The sequence below is a fragment of the Amycolatopsis roodepoortensis genome (assembly GCF_014873915.1).
Lineage (GTDB): Bacteria > Actinomycetota > Actinomycetes > Mycobacteriales > Pseudonocardiaceae > Amycolatopsis > Amycolatopsis roodepoortensis.
The window spans coordinates 122658-145599 of the sequence record NZ_JADBEJ010000005.1 but is presented as its reverse complement, the minus strand read 5'-3'; the positions used below and the strand labels follow the sequence as shown (position 1 = coordinate 145599).

At 69.1% G+C, this 22942-nt stretch carries 18 protein-coding genes; 8 read left to right on the top strand and 10 right to left on the bottom strand.

The annotated features are described in order from the left end of the window. Positions 1–168: 168 nt before the first annotated feature. Entirely contained in the window at positions 169–1149 is a 981-nt protein-coding gene (locus H4W30_RS20060) for a tyrosine-type recombinase/integrase (RefSeq protein WP_034320667.1), read from the top strand. 1 nt (position 1150) lies between these two features. Here H4W30_RS20060 and H4W30_RS20055 read toward each other — a convergent pair whose 3' ends face one another. Further along, positions 1151–1534 carry a hypothetical protein gene (locus H4W30_RS20055; protein WP_192744271.1) on the bottom strand — a complete coding sequence of 128 codons (384 nt, stop codon included), beginning with the start codon at positions 1532–1534 and terminating at the stop codon, positions 1151–1153. 66 nt (positions 1535–1600) lie between these two features. Here H4W30_RS20055 and H4W30_RS20050 point away from each other — a divergent pair, with 66 nt between their 5' ends. Then, positions 1601–2380 carry a glycerophosphodiester phosphodiesterase gene (locus H4W30_RS20050; RefSeq protein WP_192744270.1) on the top strand — a complete coding sequence of 260 codons (780 nt, stop codon included), beginning with the start codon at positions 1601–1603 and terminating at the stop codon, positions 2378–2380. 58 nt (positions 2381–2438) lie between these two features. Here the strand turns inward: H4W30_RS20050 and H4W30_RS20045 are convergent, their stop codons facing one another. Next, entirely contained in the window at positions 2439–3113 is a 675-nt protein-coding gene (locus H4W30_RS20045; protein WP_192744269.1) for a transglycosylase family protein, read from the bottom strand. A 270-nt stretch (positions 3114–3383) separates the two neighbouring features. Here H4W30_RS20045 and H4W30_RS20040 point away from each other — a divergent pair, with 270 nt between their 5' ends. The 3 genes from H4W30_RS20040 (at position 3384) to H4W30_RS20030 (ending at position 6147) form a co-directional block, all read left to right on the top strand. Beyond that, a complete protein-coding gene (locus H4W30_RS20040) occupies positions 3384–4784 on the top strand; it encodes an MFS transporter (protein WP_192744268.1) in 1401 nt (466 codons plus the stop codon). A gap of 30 nt (positions 4785–4814) precedes the next feature. Next, complete coding sequence (locus H4W30_RS20035) at positions 4815–5573, top strand: thymidine kinase (protein ID WP_126733012.1); 759 nt, start codon at positions 4815–4817, stop codon at positions 5571–5573. A gap of 226 nt (positions 5574–5799) precedes the next feature. Next, positions 5800–6147, top strand: a complete 348-nt coding sequence (locus tag H4W30_RS20030) for an RNA polymerase-binding protein RbpA (protein WP_005151365.1) — start codon at positions 5800–5802, stop codon at positions 6145–6147. A gap of 357 nt (positions 6148–6504) precedes the next feature. On the opposite strand, the gene dapA is transcribed toward H4W30_RS20030, so the two are convergent. Beyond that, the gene (dapA, locus tag H4W30_RS20025; RefSeq protein WP_192744267.1) at positions 6505–7398 is read right to left on the bottom strand and encodes a 4-hydroxy-tetrahydrodipicolinate synthase; all 894 of its coding nucleotides are present in this window, start codon (positions 7396–7398) and stop codon (positions 6505–6507) included. A 73-nt stretch (positions 7399–7471) separates the two neighbouring features. On the opposite strand from dapA, the gene H4W30_RS20020 reads away from it, so the two are divergent. Beyond that, a complete protein-coding gene (locus tag H4W30_RS20020; RefSeq protein WP_192744266.1) occupies positions 7472–8464 on the top strand; it encodes a LysR family transcriptional regulator in 993 nt (330 codons plus the stop codon). Here H4W30_RS20020 and H4W30_RS20015 read toward each other — a convergent pair. The 3 genes from H4W30_RS20015 to H4W30_RS20005 form a co-directional block, all read right to left on the bottom strand. After that, on the bottom strand, positions 8357–9142 hold the full coding sequence (locus H4W30_RS20015) for an SDR family NAD(P)-dependent oxidoreductase (RefSeq protein ID WP_192744265.1): 786 nt from the start codon (positions 9140–9142) through the stop codon (positions 8357–8359). The genes H4W30_RS20020 and H4W30_RS20015 overlap by 108 nt on opposite strands. A gap of 69 nt (positions 9143–9211) precedes the next feature. Next, the gene (locus tag H4W30_RS20010; protein WP_192744264.1) at positions 9212–10477 is read right to left on the bottom strand and encodes an RNA polymerase subunit sigma-70; all 1266 of its coding nucleotides are present in this window, start codon (positions 10475–10477) and stop codon (positions 9212–9214) included. Between the two features lie 44 nt (positions 10478–10521). Then, positions 10522–10896: a DUF4406 domain-containing protein gene (locus H4W30_RS20005; RefSeq protein ID WP_225949782.1), complete on the bottom strand. Its 375-nt coding sequence runs from the start codon at positions 10894–10896 to the stop codon at positions 10522–10524. 51 nt (positions 10897–10947) lie between these two features. On the opposite strand from H4W30_RS20005, the gene H4W30_RS20000 reads away from it, so the two are divergent. Beyond that, the gene (locus H4W30_RS20000) at positions 10948–11745 is read left to right on the top strand and encodes a DeoR/GlpR family DNA-binding transcription regulator (protein WP_126733147.1); all 798 of its coding nucleotides are present in this window, start codon (positions 10948–10950) and stop codon (positions 11743–11745) included. On the opposite strand, the gene H4W30_RS19995 is transcribed toward H4W30_RS20000, so the two are convergent. Genes H4W30_RS19995 through H4W30_RS19985 form a run of 3 tightly spaced genes read right to left on the bottom strand, consistent with a single transcriptional unit; the run spans position 11699 to position 15705 of the window. Then, a complete protein-coding gene (locus tag H4W30_RS19995; RefSeq protein ID WP_126733016.1) occupies positions 11699–12466 on the bottom strand; it encodes a polyprenol monophosphomannose synthase in 768 nt (255 codons plus the stop codon). The genes H4W30_RS20000 and H4W30_RS19995 overlap by 47 nt on opposite strands. A gap of 26 nt (positions 12467–12492) precedes the next feature. Next, positions 12493–14085 carry an apolipoprotein N-acyltransferase gene (gene lnt, locus H4W30_RS19990; RefSeq protein WP_192744263.1) on the bottom strand — a complete coding sequence of 531 codons (1593 nt, stop codon included), beginning with the start codon at positions 14083–14085 and terminating at the stop codon, positions 12493–12495. A 9-nt stretch (positions 14086–14094) separates the two neighbouring features. Then, the gene (locus H4W30_RS19985) at positions 14095–15705 is read right to left on the bottom strand and encodes an amidohydrolase (RefSeq protein WP_192744262.1); all 1611 of its coding nucleotides are present in this window, start codon (positions 15703–15705) and stop codon (positions 14095–14097) included. A 142-nt stretch (positions 15706–15847) separates the two neighbouring features. Here H4W30_RS19985 and H4W30_RS19980 point away from each other — a divergent pair, with 142 nt between their 5' ends. Further along, entirely contained in the window at positions 15848–17242 is a 1395-nt protein-coding gene (locus H4W30_RS19980) for a KamA family radical SAM protein (protein WP_192744261.1), read from the top strand. A gap of 95 nt (positions 17243–17337) precedes the next feature. On the opposite strand, the gene H4W30_RS19975 is transcribed toward H4W30_RS19980, so the two are convergent. Then, entirely contained in the window at positions 17338–22893 is a 5556-nt protein-coding gene (locus tag H4W30_RS19975) for a CHAT domain-containing protein (RefSeq protein ID WP_192744260.1), read from the bottom strand. Between the last annotated feature and the right edge of the window lie 49 nt (positions 22894–22942).

The following is a 22942-nucleotide window of genomic DNA, read 5'->3' as shown; positions in this document are numbered from 1 at the left end:
AGTCGTTCGGAACGCGAGAGCGCCAAGGGCGGCCTGGCATGACACCCTGAAGGGCGGCGAGGGAACCGAGATCCCCCGCAAGGGGTTTCCGGACCCATCACTCTGTTTCATGCATAATCACTATTATGCATGAAACGGAATATAACCGAGTGTAAGACTGTCGGTGCCATGCGGTACAAGATGTTCATGAGGGTTTCCGAGGCACAGCAAGCCTTTTTCGCCGCACGTCGTCCCCGTAAGGATTCTCCTCACACCACCGACGCCTACCGCCGCGACCTCGCCGGCATCACCGCACTCCTGCTCCGCGAGCTGGGCCGCTCCCCTGACGAGCTCACTGTCGAGATGCTCACCGCGCAGGCGCTCCGCAATGCCTTCGGTGCCTTCGCGGACACCCACGCGAAGAGTTCGGTGCTCCGCGCCTGGTCGACCTGGAATCAGTTCCTCACCTTCTGTGTGTCCGACGGTCTTCTCGCGGGCAATCCGATGGGCGCGGTCGCCCGGCCGAAGGCGCCTCCGCTGACGCCGAAACCGTTGCGGGGCGAGGAAACCCCGGAACAGTTGCTCGCGGCCGCCGCCGACGGCTCGCGTCGCACGAGGGATCCGTGGCCAGAGCGGGACGTCCTGGTGATCGCGCTGGGGCTCGTCGCCGGGCTGCGCGCCGCGGAGATGCGGGCGCTGACCGCGCGTTCGCTGGTCGGCCGTCAGGGCGAGATGCGGTTGCACGTCCATGGCAAGGGAAGCCGCGACCGGTCGATCCCGGTGCAGCCGATCATGGAGAAGATCATCGAGGAGTACCTGGCCTCCTGTCGCCGCCGGTTTCCGCAGCAGCGGTTCGGGCCCTCCACTCCCCTCCTCCGTGATCGCGCGGGCGAGCCGATCGGCCGCGGCGCACTGGAGTACCTCGTCAAATCCTGCTACCGGTGGGCCGGCCTGCACGACCGCGTGCCGGTCGGGGCGAATCTCCACGCGTTGCGGCACACCTTCGCGACTCGGCTGGCGGAGGACGGCGCGACGGCGTCGGAGATCATGGCGCTGCTGGGGCACGCGAGCCTCGCCACCAGTCAGAACTACATCGAGGCGACGGGGCGTGAGCAGCGTGCGGCGGCCGCGAGCAACCGGACGTATCGCGCGCTGGACGGGATCGTGTAGCTCAGCGGAGTTGCTCGAGGTCCTTGGCGGCTTGGGCGATTTCGCCTGCGAGGCTACGGAGTTCGGCGACGGATGCGCCGTCGTCGGCCGCGGTGACGACGTCTTCGGCGGCGCAGCGGAGTTGGAAGAGCCTGTCCTGCAGGGTGGCGATCTCGGTGTCGGAGAGGACGACGGCGTCTTCGGGGAGTCCGCTGCGTTGGAGGGCGGTGCGGCGTTCGTAGGCGCGCTGGCGGCAGGATTGCCCGCAGTAGCGGCGGCGCCTGCCGACGTTGCCGCTTTGTTCGAGCCGTCGGCCGCACCATCCGCAGTGTTTGGGTGCTCCGGCGCGGCGTAGCTCGGACACCTCTTCGGCGGACGTCTTCGGGTGTTCGGCCACTTCCCTCACGGATCAGACCCTAGCTGGCCACCCGGCGATCATGCCGGGGCCACGGCCGAAGTGCACACTAGTGGGGTGCCGACACTGTTCCCGTACCTCGCCGACCCGCTACCGCGTGCCTTCGCCCATCGGGGCTGGCACCTCGGTGACCTGGAAGGACTGGAGAATTCGTTGCCCGCCTTCCAGCAGGCGGTGACGGAGGGTTATCGCTATCTGGAGACGGACGTGCACGCGACGTCGGATGGTGTGGTGGTGGTTCATCACGACGCGTCGTTGGATCGGACGACGGACGGCGCGGGGTTGATCTCGCGGCAGACGTGGGCCCAGCTGCGGACGGTCAAGGTCGGTGGTCGTGCGCCGTTGTCGCGACTGGAGGACGTCCTCGAGGAGTTGCCGGAGGCGCGGTTCAACATCGATGTGAAGTCGAACGAGGCGGTGGCGCCGTTCGTGCGGGCGATCGAGCGGACCGGGGCGTACGACCGGGTGGCCGCGGCGTCGTTCTCCGACGCGCGGCTGGCGCGGATCCGGAAGCTGGCGGGGCCGAAGCTGGTGACCGCGATGGGGCCGCGTGCGGTGGCGGTGATGTGGGCGAACGGGTTCTTGCCGCTGGTGTCGTTGCGGGCGTTGTCGCGGGGTGCGATGGCGCAGGTGCCGGTGCGGCAGGGGCGGTTGAAGGTGGTGGACCGGGCGTTCCTGCGGCAGGCGACGCGCGGCGGGTTCGAGGTGCACACGTGGACGGTGGACGATCCGGCGGAGATGCGGCTGTTGCTGGATCTGGGGGTGCACGGGATCGTGACGGACCGGCCGGATCTGCTGCGTGAGGTGCTTCGGGAACGCGGCGCTTGGCCTTCCTGATCCGCGTTTAGTCCTCTGAATCCGCTCATAACGCATTCAGAGGACTAAACGCGGGGCGTCATCGGGGTGCTTTGCCGTTCCAGGCGGCGTCCCAGGTCTTGGGGCCGAGCCGTCCTGAGTCGTTGATGCCGTTGGCTCGCTGGAGGGCGAGGACGGCTTCGCGGGTTTTGTCGTAGTAGCAGCCTGTTCCGGTGAAGCCGTAGCCGAAGGCGTTCATCCGCAGCTGGAACTGCTTCAGTGGTGGCGCGCAGTCGCCGTAGGCGTAGACGACGCCGGGCCAGGCGGGTTTGGGTCCCCCGGGCGGCGCGGGCGGGGTGGGCTTCGGTTTGGGCGCGGGCGGCGGGGCGGGTTGTCCTCCCCCGCCGATGTAGGCGGAGTCGGCATAGGACGGGACGCGTTTGCTGCGGCCGTCGCTGTCGTTGCGGAAGCCGAGTTTGCCGGCGCATTCCCAGGGTTGCCAGCCGCGCATGCGGTAGAGGTAGAGGGCCCGGTAGTCCTGCTCGCGGGGGGCGGCCTGGTCGGGGCGCCCTTGGCCGCCGACGCTGCGCCAGGTGGGCAGGTCGAACTGGTAGGCGCCGTAGTAGCCGTTGCCGGTGTTGATGTTGTAGCGCCCGCTCGATTCACACATGCGGAGCTTGGCCCAGTGGGAGCCGTGGGGATCCGCGGCGGCGGATCCGGTGGTGGCGATCTGCAGGCCCGTCACGGCGAGGGCGAGCAGGAGCGTTCTCGCCACTACGCGGTGTGCTGTGCGAAGGCGATGGGTCCTCATGAGCGGAACAGTAAGTATCAGTCCCGTGCTTCACAAGAGTCACAGATCGCTCACCAGCCTCACACGAAACACACGGGGATCGTGGCAGCGACACGCCGACGACGGTGCCGAAGGTGTCCGGGAAGGGTTCGTCCCGCGTCGAAACGAACACGGTCCGGACTCGTGCCGGACAGGGGGGTGTGATCACCAGTAGTCTCCCGCTGACCTCGACGTTCTCGACCTCAGGAGCAGTGCATGACGGTGGCCGTGACCCGTGAACGCAAGCGGGTGTGGCGGGCTTGGTACCTCTACGACTGGGCCAATTCGCCGTTCTATTCGTCGGTGATCACCGTCTTCGGAGCGCTCTTTTTGAGCGAGATCGCGTCGGCGGACGCGAAGACGAATTTCACCCTTAACGGGGACAGGGCGTGCACCGATTCGAGTGGAGCTTCGAGCACGCTGCAGAACTGCGACGTCTCGTTGTTCGGGCTCCAGTTCCCCGCGGGTTCGTTGTGGGGGTATCTGCTGTCGATCGCGACGGTGACGCAGGTGCTGGTGCTGCCGATCGCCGGCGCGATCGCGGACCGGAGCAGGCACAAGCGGCGGATCCTCGGCGGGTTCGCGTTCCTGGGCGCGGTGGCGTCGGCGCTGATGTTCTTCATCGCGGGGACGAACTGGGAGGTCGGGGTCTGGACGTTCATCCTGGCCAACATCGGTTACGGCGGTGCGCTGGTCGTCTACTACTCGTTCCTGGTGGACATCGCGGAGCCTGACGAGCGGGACGCGGTGTCGTCGAAGGGTTGGGCTTTCGGGTACCTCGGCGGTGGTCTGGCGCTGGCGCTGCAGCTCGGGTTCTTCCTCGGGCACGACGCTTTCGGGGTGAGCGAGTCGCTCGCCGTCCGGATCTGCTTCCTGACGTCGGGGATCTGGTGGGCGGTGTTCACGATCCCGGCGGTGCGGGCGCTCCCCCAGACTCACGTGCCGAAGTCGGGTGAGCGGGGCCTGTCGGTGTTGACGGCCGGGTTCAAGGAGCTGAAGCGGACGATCAAGGACGCGCGGGCCTATCCCCTGACGCTGGCGTTCCTCGGGAGCTATCTGGTCTTCACCGACGGCATCACGACGGTGGTGGCGGTGTCGGCGCAGTACGGCAAGGACGAGCTGAAGTACAGCACCCAGGTGCTCATCGTCACGATCCTGGTGATCCAGTTCCTGGCGTACGCCGGGGCGATGATCCACGGTGCGATCGCGGCGCGGATCGGGGCGAAGAAGACGATTCTGGGCAGTCTGGTGGCTTGGGTCGCCGTGTTGTGCTTCGCGTTCTTCATCGAGGCCGGTCAGCCGTTGCAGTTCTATGCGGTGGCGGTCGGGATCGGGCTGGTGCTGGGCGGGACGAACGCGTTGTCGCGGTCGTTGTTCGGGCAGATGATCCCGGAGGGCAAGGACGCGCAGTACTTCTCGTTGTACGTGGTCGGTGAGCGGGGGACGTCGTGGCTCGGCCCGCTGTTGTTCGCGGCGGTCGGGCAGATCACCGGCTCGTTCCGGTACGCGATCATCGCGCTGGTGATCTTCTTCGTGCTCGGTTTCGTGTTCGTGTGGCTGGTGCCGGTGCGCCGGGCGATCGAGGCGGCGGGTAACCGACCACCGGCGGTGCTGTGAGGGCGGAGCGTGCCGATAGGGTCGGGCGTCGTGACCGTACTGAAGGAGAGTGGCCCGGATCCCACGGACGCGTTGTCGTCGGTGCCGGTGGCGGGTTCACGGCGGGGTGTGCCGGTCGTCGGGAAGTTGAAGTTCTGTTACGGGCCGATGGACTGCGGGAAGTCGACGCTGGCGTTGCAGATCGACCACAACCATGCGCGGCAGGGTCGTCGCGGGATGGTGCTGGTGCGTCATGACCGCTCCGGGGAGCCGCAGATCACGAGCCGGATCGGGTTGACGCGCAAGGCGACCGAGGTGGGGAACGAGACCGACCTGCGGTTGCTGGTGCGTGAGCAGTGGGCGGCCGGGCGGCATGTGGATTACCTGATCGTCGACGAGGCGCAGTTCCTGTCGCCCGATCAGGTGGATCAGCTGGCCGAACTGGCCGATGACGTCCAGATCGACGTGTACTGCTTCGGGATCGCGACGGATTTCCGGAGCATGTTGTTCCCCGGCGCGGCGCGGTTGTTCGAGCTGGCGGACGAGTTGCAGCCGGTTCAGGTCGAGGTGCTGTGCTGGTGCGGGCAGACGGGGCGGTTCAACGCGCGGGTGTCCGACGGTGAGGTGCTGCGGGCCGGGGACACCGTGGTGGTGGCGGATACCGAGCAGATGGTCGTTGAATCTTCATCGACATCACGTTCTGAGGGCGAACCGAACACGGTCCGTTATCAGGTATTGTGCCGTCGCCACTTTCGACTGGGCGACCTGGGCCCCACCTCGGCCCAACACGGTCAGTTACGGTTGACGTGACAGGCGTACTACTAGCCCATCTGGGGGATATCCGCACCAAGATGGCCGTATTGACGTCACGCCAGAGCGCGAAACCACTCCTACTAGGAGAAGCTGTTGCCACCGGGTGACACAGCTCATCGTGAGCAAGGACATGCTGTCCAGGGAATCCTCTGGCCCTCATCGTCGTTGCATAGGGTGAGCATCACCCTGGCTCCACCCGGAGCTGACTGAAAGGACCCCCATCATGGCCGACCGTGTTCTCCGTGGAAGCCGGCTGGGAGCGGTCAGCTACGAGACCGACCGCAACCACGACCTCGCGCCTCGGCGCACCGTGCGCTACGCCTGCCCCAAGAACCACGAGTTCGAGGTGCCCTTCTCCGACGACGCCGAGATCCCTTCGGTGTGGGAGTGCAGGCTGCACGGCAGCGAGTCCGAGATCGTGGACGGCGGGCAGCCGGAGCAGAAGAAGGTCAAGCCCCCGAGGACGCACTGGGACATGCTCCTGGAGCGCCGTTCGATCCCGGAGCTCGAAGATCTGCTCAACGAACGTCTCGCCGAGCTGAAGGGACGCAGGACCACCCGGTCCGCCTGACGCACGGCACAAGTAGCTAGCCCCACCACGAACCGGCGAAGCCCCCGCGACCTCCCTCCGCGGGGGCTTCGCCGTGTCCGGGCTCTTGTGAGTGTTTAGGACGGTTAGAGCCAACTGGTCCGAAGTCCGTGAAGGCCTCCTTGAGGGACCCAGAGTCCTTCAAGGAGGCCTTCACGGAACGGGAAACACAGGTGCGCGGCGTGCGTCAAGGCGTAACTTGCGTGATCGGGCGCGTAACTCGCGTGTCTGGAAGCGACACTCGTGAGTTACGCCGCTGATGACGCGAGTTACGCCTTCAAGCACGCGAGTGCGGCGCCACCGCACGCCTCGTGAGTGGTTAGGACGGTTCTAACCGTCCTAGCCACTCACGAGACCCGAGGGTGCCAAGGCGGCGCGGAGCCGCAGCAGGTGCTCGGGTGGCGATTCGAGCAGCGGGAGCCGGACCGTCGCGTGCGGGATGACACCGAGCTCGGTCAGCGCGGCCTTGGCCATGATCGCTCCCTGCGAGGTGCGCATGACCGCGTCGGCCAAGTGAAGCAGCGCGGCGTTGACGGTCCGCGCGGTGTCGAGGTCTCCCCCGCGTACGGCGGCGATGAGTTCGGCGTTCCGGTCGGCGTAGGCGTTGCCCACGACGCTGACCAGGCCGGTGGCGCCCGCGGCGAGGTACGGCAGGTTGAGTTCGTCGATGCCGCAGTAGTAGGCCAGCCGGGTGCGCGCCATGACGGACATCGCCTCGAACAGGTCGCCTTTGGCGTCCTTCACGGCGCGGATCCCGGGGTGCCGGGCGAGCTCGATCAGGGTCGCCGCGTCCATGGCCGTCCCGGTGCGGGCCGGGACGTCGTAGAGCATCACGGGCAGCTCGGTGGCGTCGGCCACCGCCAGGCAGTGCGCCACGATCCCGGCCTGCGTCGGCCTGGAGTAGTAGGGGCAGACGAGCAGGAGCGCGTCGGCACCGGCCGCCTCGGCTTCCTTCGCGCGCCGGATGCAGGTGACGGTGTCGTAGGTGCCGACGCCGGCGATCACGCGGGCCCGGTTCCCGGCGTGGGTCGCCACGGTGCGGATGAGCCGGGCGGTTTCGGTGTCGGTCAGGGTCGGGGCTTCGCCGGTGGTCCCGCCGACGACGATGCCGTCGCAACCGGTGCCGAGCAGGTGGTCGACCAGGCCGGTGAGGCCGGGTTCGCTGAGTGCGCCGCCGGGTTCCATCGGGGTGACCATGGCGACGAGGTTGGAGCCGAAGAGGGTCTCGGTCATGCGGTCGATCCTGTCGGCGCCAATACCTGCGGTCCAGCGATGGTTTCTGGTCGATATTGCGTAGCCTGGCTTCATGATCGAGGTGGGAGCCCTGCGGGCGCTGCGGTCGGTGGCTGCGCTGGGGACGTTGGCGCGGGCAGCGGAGGAACTGGGGTTCACGGCGTCCGCGGTGTCGCAGCAGATCAAACGGCTGGAGCGCCAGATCGGGATGCCGGTGCTTGCTCCGGCTGGACGCGGAGTCGTGCTCACTCCGGCAGGTCAGGCCGTGGTCGACTCCTCTCTGGAGGTGTTCCAGGCGCTCGAACGCTGTGCCGAGGCCGCCCAGTCGGTGGCGGAGGGCGCGCCTCGCGGCGTTCTGCGGGTGGCCGCGTTCTCGACGGGTATCCGCGGTCTCCTCGCCCCGGTTCACCCGCGGTTGCTGGAGCGCTACCCCGATCTCCGGCTGCACATCACCGAGCAGGACCCCGACCAGGCGTTGCACAGTGTCGACGCCGGAACCGCGGACCTCGCTCTCCTGCACGACGCCGACGGCCTGCCCGTTCCGCTCTCCCCCGCCCTGTCGCAGCGCCTGGTGCACACCGACCTCGGCGACGTCGTCATGGCCGGGACCCATCCGCTGGCCCGGGCCGAGCCGCCGCTCGACGGCGCCGACCTGGCCGGGCACGCGTGGGTCACCAGTCCGCCGGGCACGGTCTGCCACCAGTGGTTCCGGCGCCTGTTCGCCGGGCTGCCCGAGGAGCCCGACGTCCGGCATCTGGTGGACGACTTCTCGACGCAGTTGTCGCTGGTCGCCTCGGGCGAGGTCCTCGCGTTGATCCCGCGGCTGGCGCGCCCGCCCTTGGCCGATGGGCTCGTCGTCCGGCCGTTGCGGCGCCCGCCGACGCGCGAGGTGCACGCGGCGTGGCGCCGCAGCGCCGAGGCGAGCCCGGCGATCCGGGCCGTCCTCGCCGAACTCCGGTCAGCTGGGGAACATGCTGGTCACGTTGACGAAGGTCCCGGTGATCCCCATGGCGTCGTCGGAGGCGAGGAACGCCAGCGTGCGGGCGACCTCGGCGAGACGCGGTGACCGTTTGGTCATCCGGGCCTCCTTGAGGCCGTCGAGGACGTTCTGCACCATCTCCGGGCTCGCGGGCAGCTGGTTGTTGACGGCGGAGAGCTTCTCGGGGGTGAAGGTCTCCGGGATCCCCGCGACCCAGATTCCGAGCGCGCGGACACCGTGCGGTCCGATTTCGACGGCGAGGTTGCGGATGTAGGTGTCCAGCGCAGCGTCGATCGAGCCGGTCGCGCCCATCATCGGGCTGCCCTGCGCGGAGCCGCTGTCGAGGGCGAGGATGACGCCGGAGCCCTGCGCGACCATGTGCCGGGCGGCCGCGCGGGCGGTGATGAAGTTGGTCGTGATGCCGGTGGTGATCGGGCGGACGTAGTCCTCGACCGACATCTCCACGAGCGGGATGCCCTGGACGTCGCCGCGCGGGACGAGGTTCAGGGAGATGTCGATGCTGCCCGCCTCGGCCACGACGGACGCCGCGTGCTCGTCGACGGCGGTTTCGTCGAGGCCGTCGACGACGGAGACCTCGGCCAGTCCTCCGGTCTCCTTGATCTCGTCGGCGAGCTTCGTCAGCGCCGGTTCGTGGCGGCCGGTGAGGAAGACGCGGGCACCGCGCGCGGCGAACTCCTTGGCGACACCGCCGCCGATCGATCCGCCGGCGCCGTAGATGACCGCGTTCTTGTTCTGGAGGCTCATGAGGGTGTTCCTTCCGCGTTGTCGGGTTCGACCGTTGAGACGCGGAAGGCACGGGGATCTCATCGGTCCTCAGGTGAGGGTCAGCGGCAAGCCGAACGCGGGGAACAGATGTGGTTCGAAGGCGGTGATCTCCACGACTTTCCCGTCCTCGATCCGAAGGACGTCGAGCACCTGCGCGCGGTAGACCCGGGTGCCCGGCCGCCGGACGTAGCCCGCCGCTGCGGGGAGTCGGTTCGCGCTGGTCGGAAGGTGTTTCCATGCGCCGAAGTAGGTCGGTGACGCGGGGTCGAGGGACTGGGCGACGAAGTCGAGGAAGACGTCGCGGCCGGAGAACCACAGCGGGTTCGGCGGCATCGTGACCAGCACGTCTTCTCGCAGCAGCTCGGCCATCACGCGGCTGTCGCCGTTGCCGGTGGCGGCGGCCATGTAGCGCCGCAGGATCGCTTGCTCCTCCTCGGTCACCTGGGCGGTCCGCGCCCAGTCGGCGCGGCGGTCCGGAAGCCGTTCGCGCAGCGTGGGGCGTGCGCGCTGGAGGGCGCTGGTGACCGACGCGACGCTGGTTTCCAGCAGGTCGGCGGTCTCCGCGGCCTTCCAGCCGAGGACGTCGTTGAGGATCACCACGGCCCGTTGCTTCGGCGGGAGGTGCTGGATCGCGGCCAGGAAGACGAGTTCCATCGTCTCCCTGGTCTCGGCGATCTCCGCGGAGTCGTCCGGGAACGGTTGCAACCAGGGCATGAACTGGGGCGGTTCGCCCTGTTCGACGTCGGGAAGTGGGTCGTACGGACGCGGGACCCTCTTGTTACGCCGCAAAAAGTCCAGGCAGGTATTGGTGGCGATCCGGTAGAGCCAGGCGCGGAAACTCGACCGGCCTTCGAAGCCCCCGCGGCCGCGCCAGGCCCGGAGGAAGGTTTCCTGGACCAGGTCTTCCGCGTCGTCGTAGGACCCGACCATGCGGTAGCAGTGCACGCGCAGTTCTCGTTGGTGCTGCTCGATCCTCCCGGCGAAGTCGACCTCGTCCACGGTTTCCGTCACGGGCGCCGGTGTGACGTTTTCTTCTTCGGTCCGCAGCGCCAATTGAGCGATGCGCCGCAGCCTGCCCACGTCCGCGGTGAGCGACGTGAGATCGGTGAGGAGGGCTTCCGCCGGGCGGGGCGCCAGCCGGTTGGCGACGCGGCCGACCTCGGCGATGAGGGCGTCCACGTCGGGGGTGGGGTCGCGCCGTGACCGGTAGGCCCGCTGGCGGCACGCGGCCGAACAGTAGAGGGCCGCGCGTCCGCGGGAACCCGCCTTCGCCGGCAACGGGCTTTCGCACATCCCGCAGACCTGACCGGTCACGGCTCACCTTCCCCCAGAAACGTCACGCTCGGTCGAGTTACGCATTATGCGGCTTGATAGCCCGGGATGTCCTCGACACGGTGATAGACCGCGAGCCCGCGGGAGAGCGCGATGGCGACGTCCTGATCGGCCCCGGCGGAATCGCCCGGCAGCCGCAGAACGGCGTCGCAGTGGTGCAGCAAGCGATCGGCCGTCGGATACATGATCTCCTTCGCGATCGGGTCGGCGACGGTCTTCCCGCCGGCGCCGCGCAGCACCGGAAGCGCGACCCACTCGCCGATCATCGGCACGTGCCCGCTGCGGAAGATCGGCCAGGCCACCTCTTCGAGCCGGGCGAGATTGCGGGCGAGGAGTTCGGGGTCGTCGCCCGTGCCCGAGCGGAACGGTCCGGCGATGAGGATCATCAAAGGTTTACTCATGCGGCGGAGCATAGTGTGCAACAATCGGCAGGAACAAGGAGGAACGTGCACATGTTGGCTGCGCAACGACGTGACCTGCTGCTGGAACGACTGAAGACCGAAGGCCGCATCGTGGCCAAGGACCTCGCCGCCGAGCTCGGCATCTCGGAGGACAGTATCCGTCGTGACCTGCGAGAACTCGCGGACGCCGGGCTCTGTCAGCGGGTCTACGGCGGAGCCCTGCCGGTTTCCCCTGCCACCGCGGACTACGCGACGCGCATGGCGGTCAGCGTCGCGGGCAAGGAAAGGATCGCGAAACGTGCAGCAGCGTTGATCCGGCTGGGATCGACGGTCATCCTCGACGGCGGCACGACCGCGCTCGCGCTGGCGAAGGCGCTCCCCGTCGACCTCGAAGCGACCATCGTCACCCACAGCCCCACGGTCGCGGCCGCGCTCGTGACGCATCCGAAGGTCGAGGTGTTCCTCATCGGCGGACGGCTCTTCAAGCACTCCGCCGTCACCTGCGGGGCGGCCGCGGCCGAGGCGGCCGAGGGCATCAACGCCGACCTGTTCTTCCTCGGCGTCACCGGCGTGCATCCCGAGACCGGGCTCACCACCGGCGACTCCGACGAGGCCGCGATGAAACGCACCCTCGCCAAACGGGCCGCCGACACCTACGTGCTGGCCAGTTCGGAGAAGATCGGCGCGGCCTCGCCGTTCACCGTGCTCCCCCTGTCCGACGTCGCCGGCGTGATCACCGACGCTGCCCCGGACGAGCCGACGGTGAAAGAGCTGGGGAAGCTCGGCGTGAGCGTGCTGGGGGTCAGCCCTTCTTGGCCAGCCCGCGAAGCTGCTGCCAGCGACGCTTGAGCCCCCACAGCCCGACCAAGACGATCGCCTCGCGCACGACCGAACCGCTCATCTTCGACTGGCCGACCTCGCGTTCGGTGAAGGTGATCGGCACCTCGACCACCTCGAACCCGGCGAGCGCCGTGCGGAACGCCAGGTCGATCTGGAAGCAGTAGCCGCGCGAGGCGATCTCGTCGAGCGGGAGCTTCTCCAGCACCGTGCGGCGGTACGCGCGGAAACCCGCGGTGATGTCCTTGATCTTCGTGCCGAGCGCGACCCTCGCGTAGAAGTTCGCCATCCAGGACAGCGCCTTGCGCTGGAACGGCCAGTTCACCGTGCTGCCACCGGGAACGTACCGGGAGCCGATGGACAGATCGGCGTCCTCGAGCGCGGCCAGCACCCGCGGCAGATCCTCCGGCGCGTGCGAGCCGTCGGCGTCCATCTCGACGATGGTGGCGTAGTCACGGGCGAGACCCCAGCGGAAACCCGCGACGTACGCGGCGCCCAAGCCGGCCTTCTCGGTCCGGTGCATGACGTGGATCCGCTCGTCGGCCTTCGCGAGCTCGTCGGCGACGTCACCGGTCCCGTCCGGGCTGCCGTCGTCCACGACGAGGGCGTTGACCTCCGGGAGTGCTTCGAGCAGGCGCTCCAGGATCGGGCCGATGTTCTCCCGCTCGTTGTACGTCGGGACCACCACCAGCACCGGGTCGATTCCCTGGGCCCCCCGTGGCGCCTGCGCCATCCGCTTTTCCTCCGTGTTCCGGCGGGTCAGCCCGCCGCTTCCCTCGTTGCCTTGGCGGCGCTCGCGCGCCGGGTGCGGAAACGCAGCACGTACCCGCCGGTAACCCCGGCGATCGCCAGGGCGAGCAGCCCGTACTCCGTCGTTACACCGAGTAGATCCGACAGCGTAGTCTGCTGCCTGAGCGGTACGCGCCCCACCAGGGAATCTGCGGTGAACAAGCTGGTAGAGGCCGTGATCGAACCATCCGGCGCGACGATCGCGCTCACGCCACTGGTGGCGGAAACGATCACCGCGCGCCCATGCTCGACCGCCCGCAGCCGCGACATCGCCAGCTGCTGATAGCTCATCTCCCCAGGCCCGTACCAGGCGTTGTTGGTCGGCACGACGAGCAGTTCCGCACCGTTGGCCACCGACTCCCGCGCCGGGTAGTCGAACGCGGTCTCGTAGCAGATGAAGACGCCGACCTTGGTGCCCGCGACCGACAGGGCGGCGTTGGCGCCGTCACCCGGTGTCATGTTCGCCACGCTGTCGACGAACGGGGTCACCAGCTTCGCGAGCTCACGGGCCGGGACGTACTCACCGAACGGGACGAGCTGCTGCTTGGCGTAGCGCTGACCGGGCCCGGTGACCGGATCCCAGACGAGCGCCGAGTTCTGCGCGCTCCCGTCGGGCAGCCGGACCAGGGCGCCGATGATCGCCTGCGTGCCGTAGTCGCGGACCATCTGATCGACGCCGGGATCGCCGGTGCGCATGGCCATCGCGGTCTCGGGCCAGACGAGCAGATCGACCTTGGTGTTGCTCGCCTTGAGCTTGTCCAGCAGGCGGGCACTCTCGGCGAGGTGGTTGTTCCGGAGTTCGTCGCGACGGCCTTCCAGCGCCAGGCCGATGTCCGGGGCGTTGCCCTGCACGGTGGCGACGGTGAGCTCGCCATCCTGGGCTTCGATGCCGATCGTCGGCCACACCGCGAGCCCCGCCACCACGGGCACCAACGTCAGCGCCGACGCGGCAACCAGGGAGCGCCGTGAGTCGGCGCCCTTCAGCCTCAGGCACAGCGCCGCGAGGCCGAAACCGGTCGCCACGACGGCGAGACCGACCAGCGGAGCGCCGCCGATCGAGGCCAGTGAGACGAAGACACCCTCAGGCTGGCTGAACGCGACGCGACCCCACGGGAAGCCGCCGAAGGGGAACCAGGTGCGCGGTGTCTCCAGCGCGATGATCACCAGCGCCGCCCACAGCGGTCCGAGCGGCAGCCTCCACACCACGGTGGCGAAAGCTCCGCCGAAACCCAGGTACACCGACAGCGCCATCGCCAGCCCGAGCCACGGCCACGGCCCGAAGCCTGGACCGAGGAAGTCCAGCAGCCACGTCAGCAGCGGGAGGAAGAACCCCATCCCGAACACGAACCCGTAACCGAACGCGCCCCGGAACCTCCGTCCGTGCACCACCAGGGCGAAGCCGGTGAACGCCAGCGGCGCGAGCCACCACAGCGGACGCGGAGCGAAACTGAGGTACAGCGCGAATCCCGACGCCGCGGCGACGAGGAAACGCACGAGCCAGGCGCGGGAGAAGCGCTTCCGGGGCGCCGCTTCGGGGTCCGGGTCGGTCACGGTCGTGGACACTCCTGAACCCTAGGCCGTGCGGGTGAACAGATCGTGGATGACCTGCCCGCCACGGACCGTACGCAGACAACGGGGCAGCGTCGCCCCCTCCGCGAGGTTCGGTAGCGGGGGCACACCCGCACGTGGGTCGGTCGACCAGCGCTGCACACGCGAGTCCGGTGTCGCGACGACGAGGTCTTCGGCGTCCCAGACCGCGTAGTGCGCGGGAGCGCCCGGGACCAGGCTGCCGGTGACACCGTCGTTGACCCCGGCGGCGCGGTGTCCCGCACGGGTGTGGGCGGTGAAGGACGCGCGGGCGGACAAGCCCGATCCCGGCGTGCGGTGATAGGTCCCGGCGCGGACGGTGGCCCACGGGTCGACCGGCGTGACCGGGGCGTCGGAGCCGAAGGCGAGCAGAAGGCCCTCGGCGGCCATGGCGGCGAAGGGGTTGAGCTTCGGGGCCCGGTCCGCGCCGAGGCGGTCGGTGTACATGCCGTGCGGGCCGCCCCATTCCGCGTCGAACTGCGGCTGGACCGACGCGACCACACCCCAGCCGGCCAGCGCCTTCGCCTGGTCGACGTCGATCATCTCGACGTGTTCGAGCCGGTGGTGGCGGGCGGCCAGCGCTCGGCGTCCGACGGTCTTCTCCGCGAGCCGGAAACCTTCGACGACCTCGGCGACGGCGGCGTCGCCGATGACGTGGAAACCGGCCTGGAGCTCGGCCTCGGTGCAGGCGCTGATGTGTTCGGCGATGGCGGGGGCGTCGAGGTAGAGCGTCCCGGAGGTGCCGTGGGCGTCGGCGTACGGCTCGTGCAGGGCGGCGGTGCGGGAGCCGAGCGCGCCGTCGACGAACAGGTCGCCCGCGACTCCCCTGGCGCCGAGCGCGCGGGCGGTGTCGATGCCGCCGCGTTCGCCCCAGTAGCCGACGACCTCCGGCAGTCCCGGTTCGGAGGCGAGCGCGAGCAGGTCGGTGAGGTCTTCGGCGCCGGAGATGTCCGGGCCCGCGCATTCGTGGACGCTCACGACACCCCGTGCTGCGGCTTCGGCGAGGAAGGCGCGCTGGGCGTCGCGGCGCTGCTGCGGCGTGATCGCCTCGCGCATCGCCGCACGCACGAGATGGTGGGCGTCGCGGGTCAGCGGGCCGTCGGCCGACCAGCCCGGCGCCTCGTGCACACCGGAGGCGAGCGCGACGAGTGCGCTGGAGACGAGCGCCGAGTGGACGTCGACCCGGCTCAGGTACACCGGCGCCCCGTTCGAGGCTTCGTCGATCTCCGCGCGGCTGGGCAGCCTGCCGTCGGTCCAGCGGGATTCGTCCCACCCGTGCGCGACGAGCACCTGGCCGGGACGGACGGCATCACGGACCGCGGAGAGCAGCTCGCCGGCGCCGCGGACGTTCGCGAGGTTCAGCCCGGTGAGGTGAAGGCCGGTCGCGGTGGCGTGGACGTGCGCGTCGACGAACGCGGGGGCGACGAAGGCTCCGTCGAGGTCGACCAGTTCGGCGTCGGGATGCAGGGCCCTGGCCGGGCCGTCCTGCCCCACCCAGACGACGGTGCCGTCGGTGATCGCCATCGCGGTGGCGTCGGGGGCCGAGGGGCTGTAGATACGCCCGCCGAGCAGGAGCGTGGTTCGCGCGTTCGTCACGCTCCCGAGTTTGCAGCGTGCGCGCGACCGCGCGACCAGCGGGTCGGCGAGATTTCGACACACCACGCATGACAGGAATATTTACGTCGTCCGAACGATGTGACAGGATATTTTCACGCGTTTCCGACGACGAGGAGTACAAGTGACTGCGATCCAGGAACCGACCTCGCCGGTGGCCGCCTACGATCAGCCCTACGACTACACCCGGGTCGAGCTGATCGAACCCGACTGGCGCCGCTTCCCCGGCTGGCACGACGTGACCGAGGCAGAGTGGCGTGACGCGCAGTGGCAGCGAGTGCACTGCATCCGCAACGCCAAGCAACTGCGCGCCCTGATGGGCGACCTGCTCGAGGAGCGCTTCTACGAGGACATGCTCGCCGACCAGCGCGAGATGGCCACGATGTCGATGCTGCTGCCCCCGCAGATGATCAACACGATGGCGCCCAACGCGGGCACCGACCCGGCGAAGGTGACCGAAGCCTGGTACGCCGACCCGATCCGCCGCTACATGCTGCCGGTGCGCAGCGACCGCGACACCGAGTGGCCGAGCCACCCGCATTCCGAACGGGACTCCCTGCACGAGGCCGAGATGTGGGTGGTGGAGGGGCTGACGCACCGCTACCCCACCAAGGTCCTCGCCGAGATGATCTCCACCTGCCCCCAGTACTGCGGGCACTGCACCCGGATGGACCTGGTCGGCAACTCCACCGAGCAGATCGAGAAGCACAAGCTCTCGCTCAAACCGGTCGACCGCCAGGACGCGATGATCGAGTACCTGAAGAAGACCCCGGGCGTGCGGGACGTCGTGGTCTCCGGCGGTGACGTCGCCAACGTGCCGTGGCCGCAGCTGGAGTCGTTCCTCATGCGGCTGATGGACATCGACACCGTCCGCGACATCCGGCTCGCGACCAAGGCGCTCGCCGCCCTGCCGCAGCACTGGATCCAGCCGAAGGTCGTCGAAGGCCTCGAACGCGTCGCCGGCACCGCGCAACGCCGCGGCGTCAACCTCGCGATCCACACCCACGTCAACCACGCCCAGTCGGTGACCCCGCTGGTCGCCGAGGCCGCCAGGACCGCGCTCGACGTCGGCGTCCGCGACGTGCGCAACCAGGGTGTGCTGATGAAGGGCGTCAACGCGACCCCGGCCGACCTGCTGGACCTGTGTTTCGCGCTGCAGGGCGAGGCGAACATCCTGCCGTACTACTTCTACATGTGCGACATGATCCCGAACGCCGAGCACTGGCGGGTCTCCGTGCACGAGGCACAGGAACTGCAGCACGCGATCATGGGCTACCTGCCCGGCTACGCGACGCCGCGGATCGTCTGCGACGTGCCTTATGTCGGGAAGCGCTGGGTGCACCAGCTCGCCGAGTACGACCGCGAGCTCGGGATCTCGTACTGGACCAAGAACTACCGGACCGGGATCGAGCACGAGGACCCGGAGGCCTTGCAGCGCCGGTACCCGTACTACGACCCGATCTCCACGCTGCCCGAAGCCGGTCAGCGCTGGTGGCGCGAGCAGCCCCGGCAGTCCTGACCGGCCAGCTCACGAGGGGGCGTTCAGGCTCACGTGCGAGCTTTGAACGCCCCCTCTGCCGCGTAGGCGTTTCGTGCTGGTCAGAACCAGTTCGGTCACGGTCCGAAGTGGACATACGGGGCCCAGATGGCCGGGTTGCGAGGGGCCGAGTCGCGCAAGGCGCGCACGGTGCGGTGGAGCAGGAGCGCGGTGTCGTCGAGACGCAGACCCGAAGGTCCGAGCAGTCCGGTGTACATCCTTTCGGTCACCTCCGCCGCGGTCCGGTCGGTGATGGTCCACAGGGTCGCGATCACCTGCCGGTAACCCGCGAGCTGGAGTGCCGCGGCGAGGTGGATGGCCTCGTCGGGCAGATTCGTGCCACCGATCGCCGTACTGCAGGCCGACAGGTAGGCCAGTTCGGCGTGCTCGAGATCCAGTTCGGCGACCTCGAGCACGGTCAGTGGTCTGTCCCACAGGTAGAGGCTGCCGGTCGACGGTTGTTGCAGGTTTTGCCCGCCGTGGCAGGCGAAATGTGCGTAGGCGTGGGTGCGCAGGTCGGCGGTTGTCGCGGCGTGGGTGGCGGTCTCGGCGACCCGCAACGTGCCGTTGAGGGAGGGCACACGAGAAATGAACTCGGCTTCCGCCCGGGCGCCGGGCAGAGGGGACATGTCCGGGTTACCGGGCACCGGCGGGGTCTCCGGCATGCTGACCACGAGGATTCGTCGGTCGGCGGGCTTGATGGCGCTCGCGGTGTTCGCCTTCGCCAGCGCGCGCAGCGTCGGTGTGTAGGACGACACCGCGCGGTCGATCACCGTGCGTCCGGCGGGAGTGTCGGCCGGGTCGTGGTAACCGGCGGCGTGCAGCGGGAGCAGGGTCAGTGATCCGGTCGGGCACCACCACAGTCGTGGGAAGGGCTCATCGTGCCCGGTGTAGCCCAATCGGGTCAGCACCGGATCGACGACGGTGTCCCACAACCATTCCAGGGTCGCGTGCACCGTTTGCTTGGCGCCGGTCGTGGCGAGGTCGCCGGGTCCGCCGGGGTTTTCCAGCAGCTTCAACGCCCGCAGGTACTCCTCTCCCCGTCGTCCGGCCTCCACGTACGACAGATCAGGCAGCGGGACGTGGTCGACGTCGCGGTCCCGGTGCACGATCAAGGCGTCACATCGGGCTTCGTCGACGTTGAGCAGGACGACGGGACCGTCGGGCAGGCCCTCGCGGAGGGTGGCCAGCGGCGGGATCCGCAGTAGGTATTCCAGTCCGGGCAAGGCGCGTGCTTCGGCAAGTAACCGGTCCCAGTCCTCGGCCAGCTTGATCCGGTCGGACTGCATACGCTGGCTCGGGTCGCTCCACGGATCGGTGGTGGCGGAGGCCTCCTGAATGTCGGGCGCGGTCGTGGCCGCCAGCTTCGTCGCCACGGCGCGCAGGCGATCGTGCAACGCGAGGTCACGTTCCCGCAGCATCGACAGGTCGTCCTTGGTCTGCAGTGCCTGAGACCACAACACGGAGCGGCCCTGCTCGAGCAGTTCCACAGCACGGCCGGGGTCACCGGCCTCCAGCGCCGCGGCGGCGGCCGCCCTGGCCAGGCCTTCCCACACCGTCAGCCTGCGCTCGCGCGCGTCGCGTTCGATGCCGTGCCAGGCCACATGGGGCAGCAGCGCGACAGCGACGCCGAAGGCCTCCGTAGCGGAGGCCCAATCGCGGTGCCGCACGGCCGACTCGGCCCACAACCTGGCCGCGGCCGCCCGATACGTCGGTGCGGCACCGGGAGATTCGACCGCCCTTCGGTAGGCGGCGACCGCGGCATCGACGTCACGCCGGCCTTCGACGCGCCTGTGCTCGTGCAGCCTTCCCAGCGTCACCCAGGCCACCGCGACTCGCGGGTCACCGGCGGTCATGCTGTCTATCGCCCGTCTGGCCGACTCGATCGATTCGACCGCGTCCGCATCGTCCCCACCGCGGTCGTACCGGGTGTGCAGCACGGTCGAGAGGCTGAGGACGCACAGCGGGTACATCGAGTGCGCGCCGCCGGTGATCGCGATCGCCTCCCGGACGAGTGCGACGGCCCGGTCCAATGCGTCCCGGCTCGGACGCCGGTCACGGCGGGTACGCAGCAGTCCCGCCAGGTTCAGCAGGATCTCTCTCCGGTTCGGGCTCTGAGGCGTGCTGCGGTCCACCGCCTCGGTCAAGGCCGCGACCGCGGCGTCGAGGTCCGCGGTGTCCTGCTTTTCCAGGTACCGGATGTGCAGCGCGGTCCCGAGGTTCATCAGGCACATCGACACCGCCGGATGGTCCGCCGGCGCGGACGCGACGGCCGACCGCCCGGCGTCCACGGCGGCGTCGAGGTCGGCGGCCGAGCCGAGCAGACCGGCCCGCGTCCGTAGCGCGTTGGACAGGTTGGTCAGCATGACGGGCCGCATGATGTGCCCGGGATGGGCATCCTCCGCCGCCTCGAACAACGCGTCGATGGCGGCGTTGAGGTCGGAAACCGTTCCGGTCCGATCGAAGCGGGACCACAGTGCCAGTCCCAGCGTCATCAGGTTGACCGCCGAAGCGACGTGCCAGTTGGGCGCGCGGGCGGCCTCGCGCCCCAGGTCGACGGCTGCGTCGAGGTCGTCGAGATCGCCGGTGGCCAGCGATCTGGTCAGCAGGCCGACGGCCAGTGCGGCGAACTGGGCACTCCGTTCGGCCGGTGTCGTGCCCGGCAGGGTCGTGGCGCGCTCCGCGGCCTCGATGGCCTCGTCCAGATCGGCGGACTCCGCCAGGATGCTGTACCGGCCACGCAATGCGTGCGCCAGCTCGGACAACGCGTTCGCCGTTATCGCGTTGTTCGAGCCCGCGGCGGCCACCCCGCGGCGCAGCACCTCGATCGACTCGGTCACCACCCCGACGTCGCCGGTCCGCTCGAACCGCAGGGCCAGCAAGGTGCCCAGCGTGATCAGTGCGTACGCCCGGTTGGTCTCCTCGTCCTGGGTGCGCGGGACGATCTCCCTGCCGATCTCGATCGCTTCGGCGAGCAGAGTCTCTTCTCCGGAGTTGAGAAACCGCAGGCGCAGCGTGCTCGCCAAGAAGATCCCGGCCGTGTTCCGGCCGGGGCTCGCCACGGGCAGCCCGTCAGCCGCGACCCGCAGCAATTCGCTCGCCTCGGCGAGCGCGACCTGGTCGTTCGACCACTGCCCGCGAAGCGACAGCGCGATTCCGAGCATCATGCCGGCTTGAACCTTCTGGTCGCGCGATCCGGCCGACGCGAGGCTCGGCCGCAACACCGCGATCGCCTCGTCCAGATCCACGATCGAGGCCGTGGCCTGAAAACGAGCCCGGAGGGCATAGCCGAGATAGAACCGGAGCGTCGGCAGATCCGGACTATCCGGCCGGGCCCGGCCGAGCACCGACCGCAGTGCGTCGACGGCCTCGGTGAGATCGGCGGACTCGCGGGCCCATTCGTACCGGTCGGTCTGTGCGGCCGCGACATTACCCGCCAGCAGCAACGCATCAGGGTTTTCCCGTACTGCCGCCTTCCCCCTGTCGATCGCCTCGGTCAGTGCGCTTTTGTCGCCGTGGCGGAAAAAGCGGATGCGAAGCACCTGGACGAGGTTGTTCACGAGCATGAGCCGGTTCATCCCGGTCGCGTGCGCCAAAGCGGACCGCAAGGTCGTGGCCGCCGCCTCCAGGTCCGCTTCGGCACCGGTGTTCTCGTAGCGGGCTAGGAGCGCGTTGCCCAGGGTGAGGGTGACCGACACCTTCGGAACCGCGCCGGGTGGTGTTGCCGCGTGGCAGGCTTCTATGGCTTCGGTCAGCTTCTCGGGGTCGCGCTCGGAGGTGGCTGTCGAGCTGAGGATCGCGGCAAGAACGCCGAGTATTCGATAGCGACTCGAGTCGCCCGACCCGGTAGCGGCGAGCGCCGAGCGGATCAGCCGGGTCGCAGTCTCGCCGTCGGCAGGCTCGCCCCTGGCGTCGAAGCGTTGCAGATGCGCCAACGCGGCGTCCGCCTGCAGGTCGGGCAGTCGGGGGTCGTCCGCGGGCAGGGTCTCGACGACCCGGCACAACGCGGCGACGGACTCGTCGAGGTCGGCGAGGTCCGGATTCCGGCTGTACCGGAGGCTGAGTGCGTCCGCGAGCGCGGACAAACACTGCATCGACGCGGAGGCGTCGGGGGCCAGCGGCACCGTCGCCCGCAGCGTCTCGATCCGTTCGTCGAGATTCGCGGCCTGGCCTGTGCGCAGGAAGCGCCACCGCAGCAGTTCCGCCAGCTGCCAGAGCTGCTGGCCGCGAATCACCGTGTCATCGGGGATGCCCTGCGCGGCCGCTCTCGTTGTCTCGATGGCCTCGTCGAGCTCACCGTCATCGATCTCGCCGTCGGTGTCCGCCAGCTTGACCGCCTCGTACAGCACCATCGACAGGGCCGTGAGCATCGGCGCCCGGCCGAGGGGGCCGCCCGCGCCGGCCGTCTTCGCCTCACGAAGGACGTCCACGGCTTCCCGGAGGACCTCCTGATCACCGGAGGCCCGGTACTGGCGGCGAAGTGCCTCACCGAGGGACAGCAGCGCGGTCCCCCGAAGCGGGCTGGCCGCGGGCAGAGCCGCCAGGGCCGCTCTTGCCGCCCGTGTCACCTCGGCATGGCCCGCGTCATCGGCTCGGAGCACGGTCGTCAGCGTGGCCTCGACCGCCCACCTCAGCGGGTGGCCTTCTCCGACGGCCGCGTCGGCCTTCCTGGCCAGGGTGATGGCTTCGGCCAGATCGGCCTTGTCGGGACCATCAGGTGTGGTGAACGCCGAAGCGTACGAGAACCGGGTCTGGAGCGAGCTTGCGAGATTGAGCAACGCGGGGACATGCGACTCGGAGCCCTCGGGGAGCTTCCCCAGCGCCTCCCGCAGGTACCGGACACTTTCCGCGATGTCGGTGGCATCGCCCGTACGGACGAACCTGACCCGCAGGGCACTGCCTCGCAACAGAAGTGCTTCACCGAATGCCGGGTCGTCCGAAGCGCAGCTTGCGAGGACCTCCCGGGTCACCTCGACGTACTCCTCGACCACGGCGAGCGGACCGCCGATATTGCAATGGGTCTCCAATGCCAAGGCGAGCTGCGACAGACAGGCCACGCGGTCCGGGTCACCGGACGGCAGAGACGACGCCACATCGCGCAGGAGCACCGTGCTGTCGGTGAGGTCCCGTTCCCGCCCTCGGATGCCGAACCGGGTGAGCAGAGCGAGCCCGAGGGGAAACCGGACCGCCGAAGCGATCGGGTGCTCGGCCGACTCGAGAGCCGCCCGGCCCGCCGCTACCGCATCGTCCAGATCCGCCTCGGCGGCCGTCCATTCGAAGCGCTGGTTCAGCAGCGTCATCAGGTTGAACAGATGCGCCGGACGGTCGGCCTCACCGCCGGCGTCGACGGCGGCTCGACACGCGGCTATCCCCAGGTCTGTCAAGCCGGGATCCGCGGCCGTCAAAGCGGCGTCGGTGATCACCGACGCGTAGAACGGTCCGAGTTCCGCGGGCGTCAATCCCGGATAGCGGTTTTCCTGCAGCCAGCCGAGCACCGGTGGTGGCACCACACCGGGGAAGGATTCGGCAAGCGGGGCGAACAGTTCCGTACAGATCTGGATGTCAGGCCCGATACCGCCCGGCGGCAGGGCGCAATGCCGCAGCCAGTGCAGCATTCCGAGTTCTCGAAGCATCTCGGGAGGCAAGCTGCTTCCGATGGCGGGCACGACCAAGCGAGCGGCG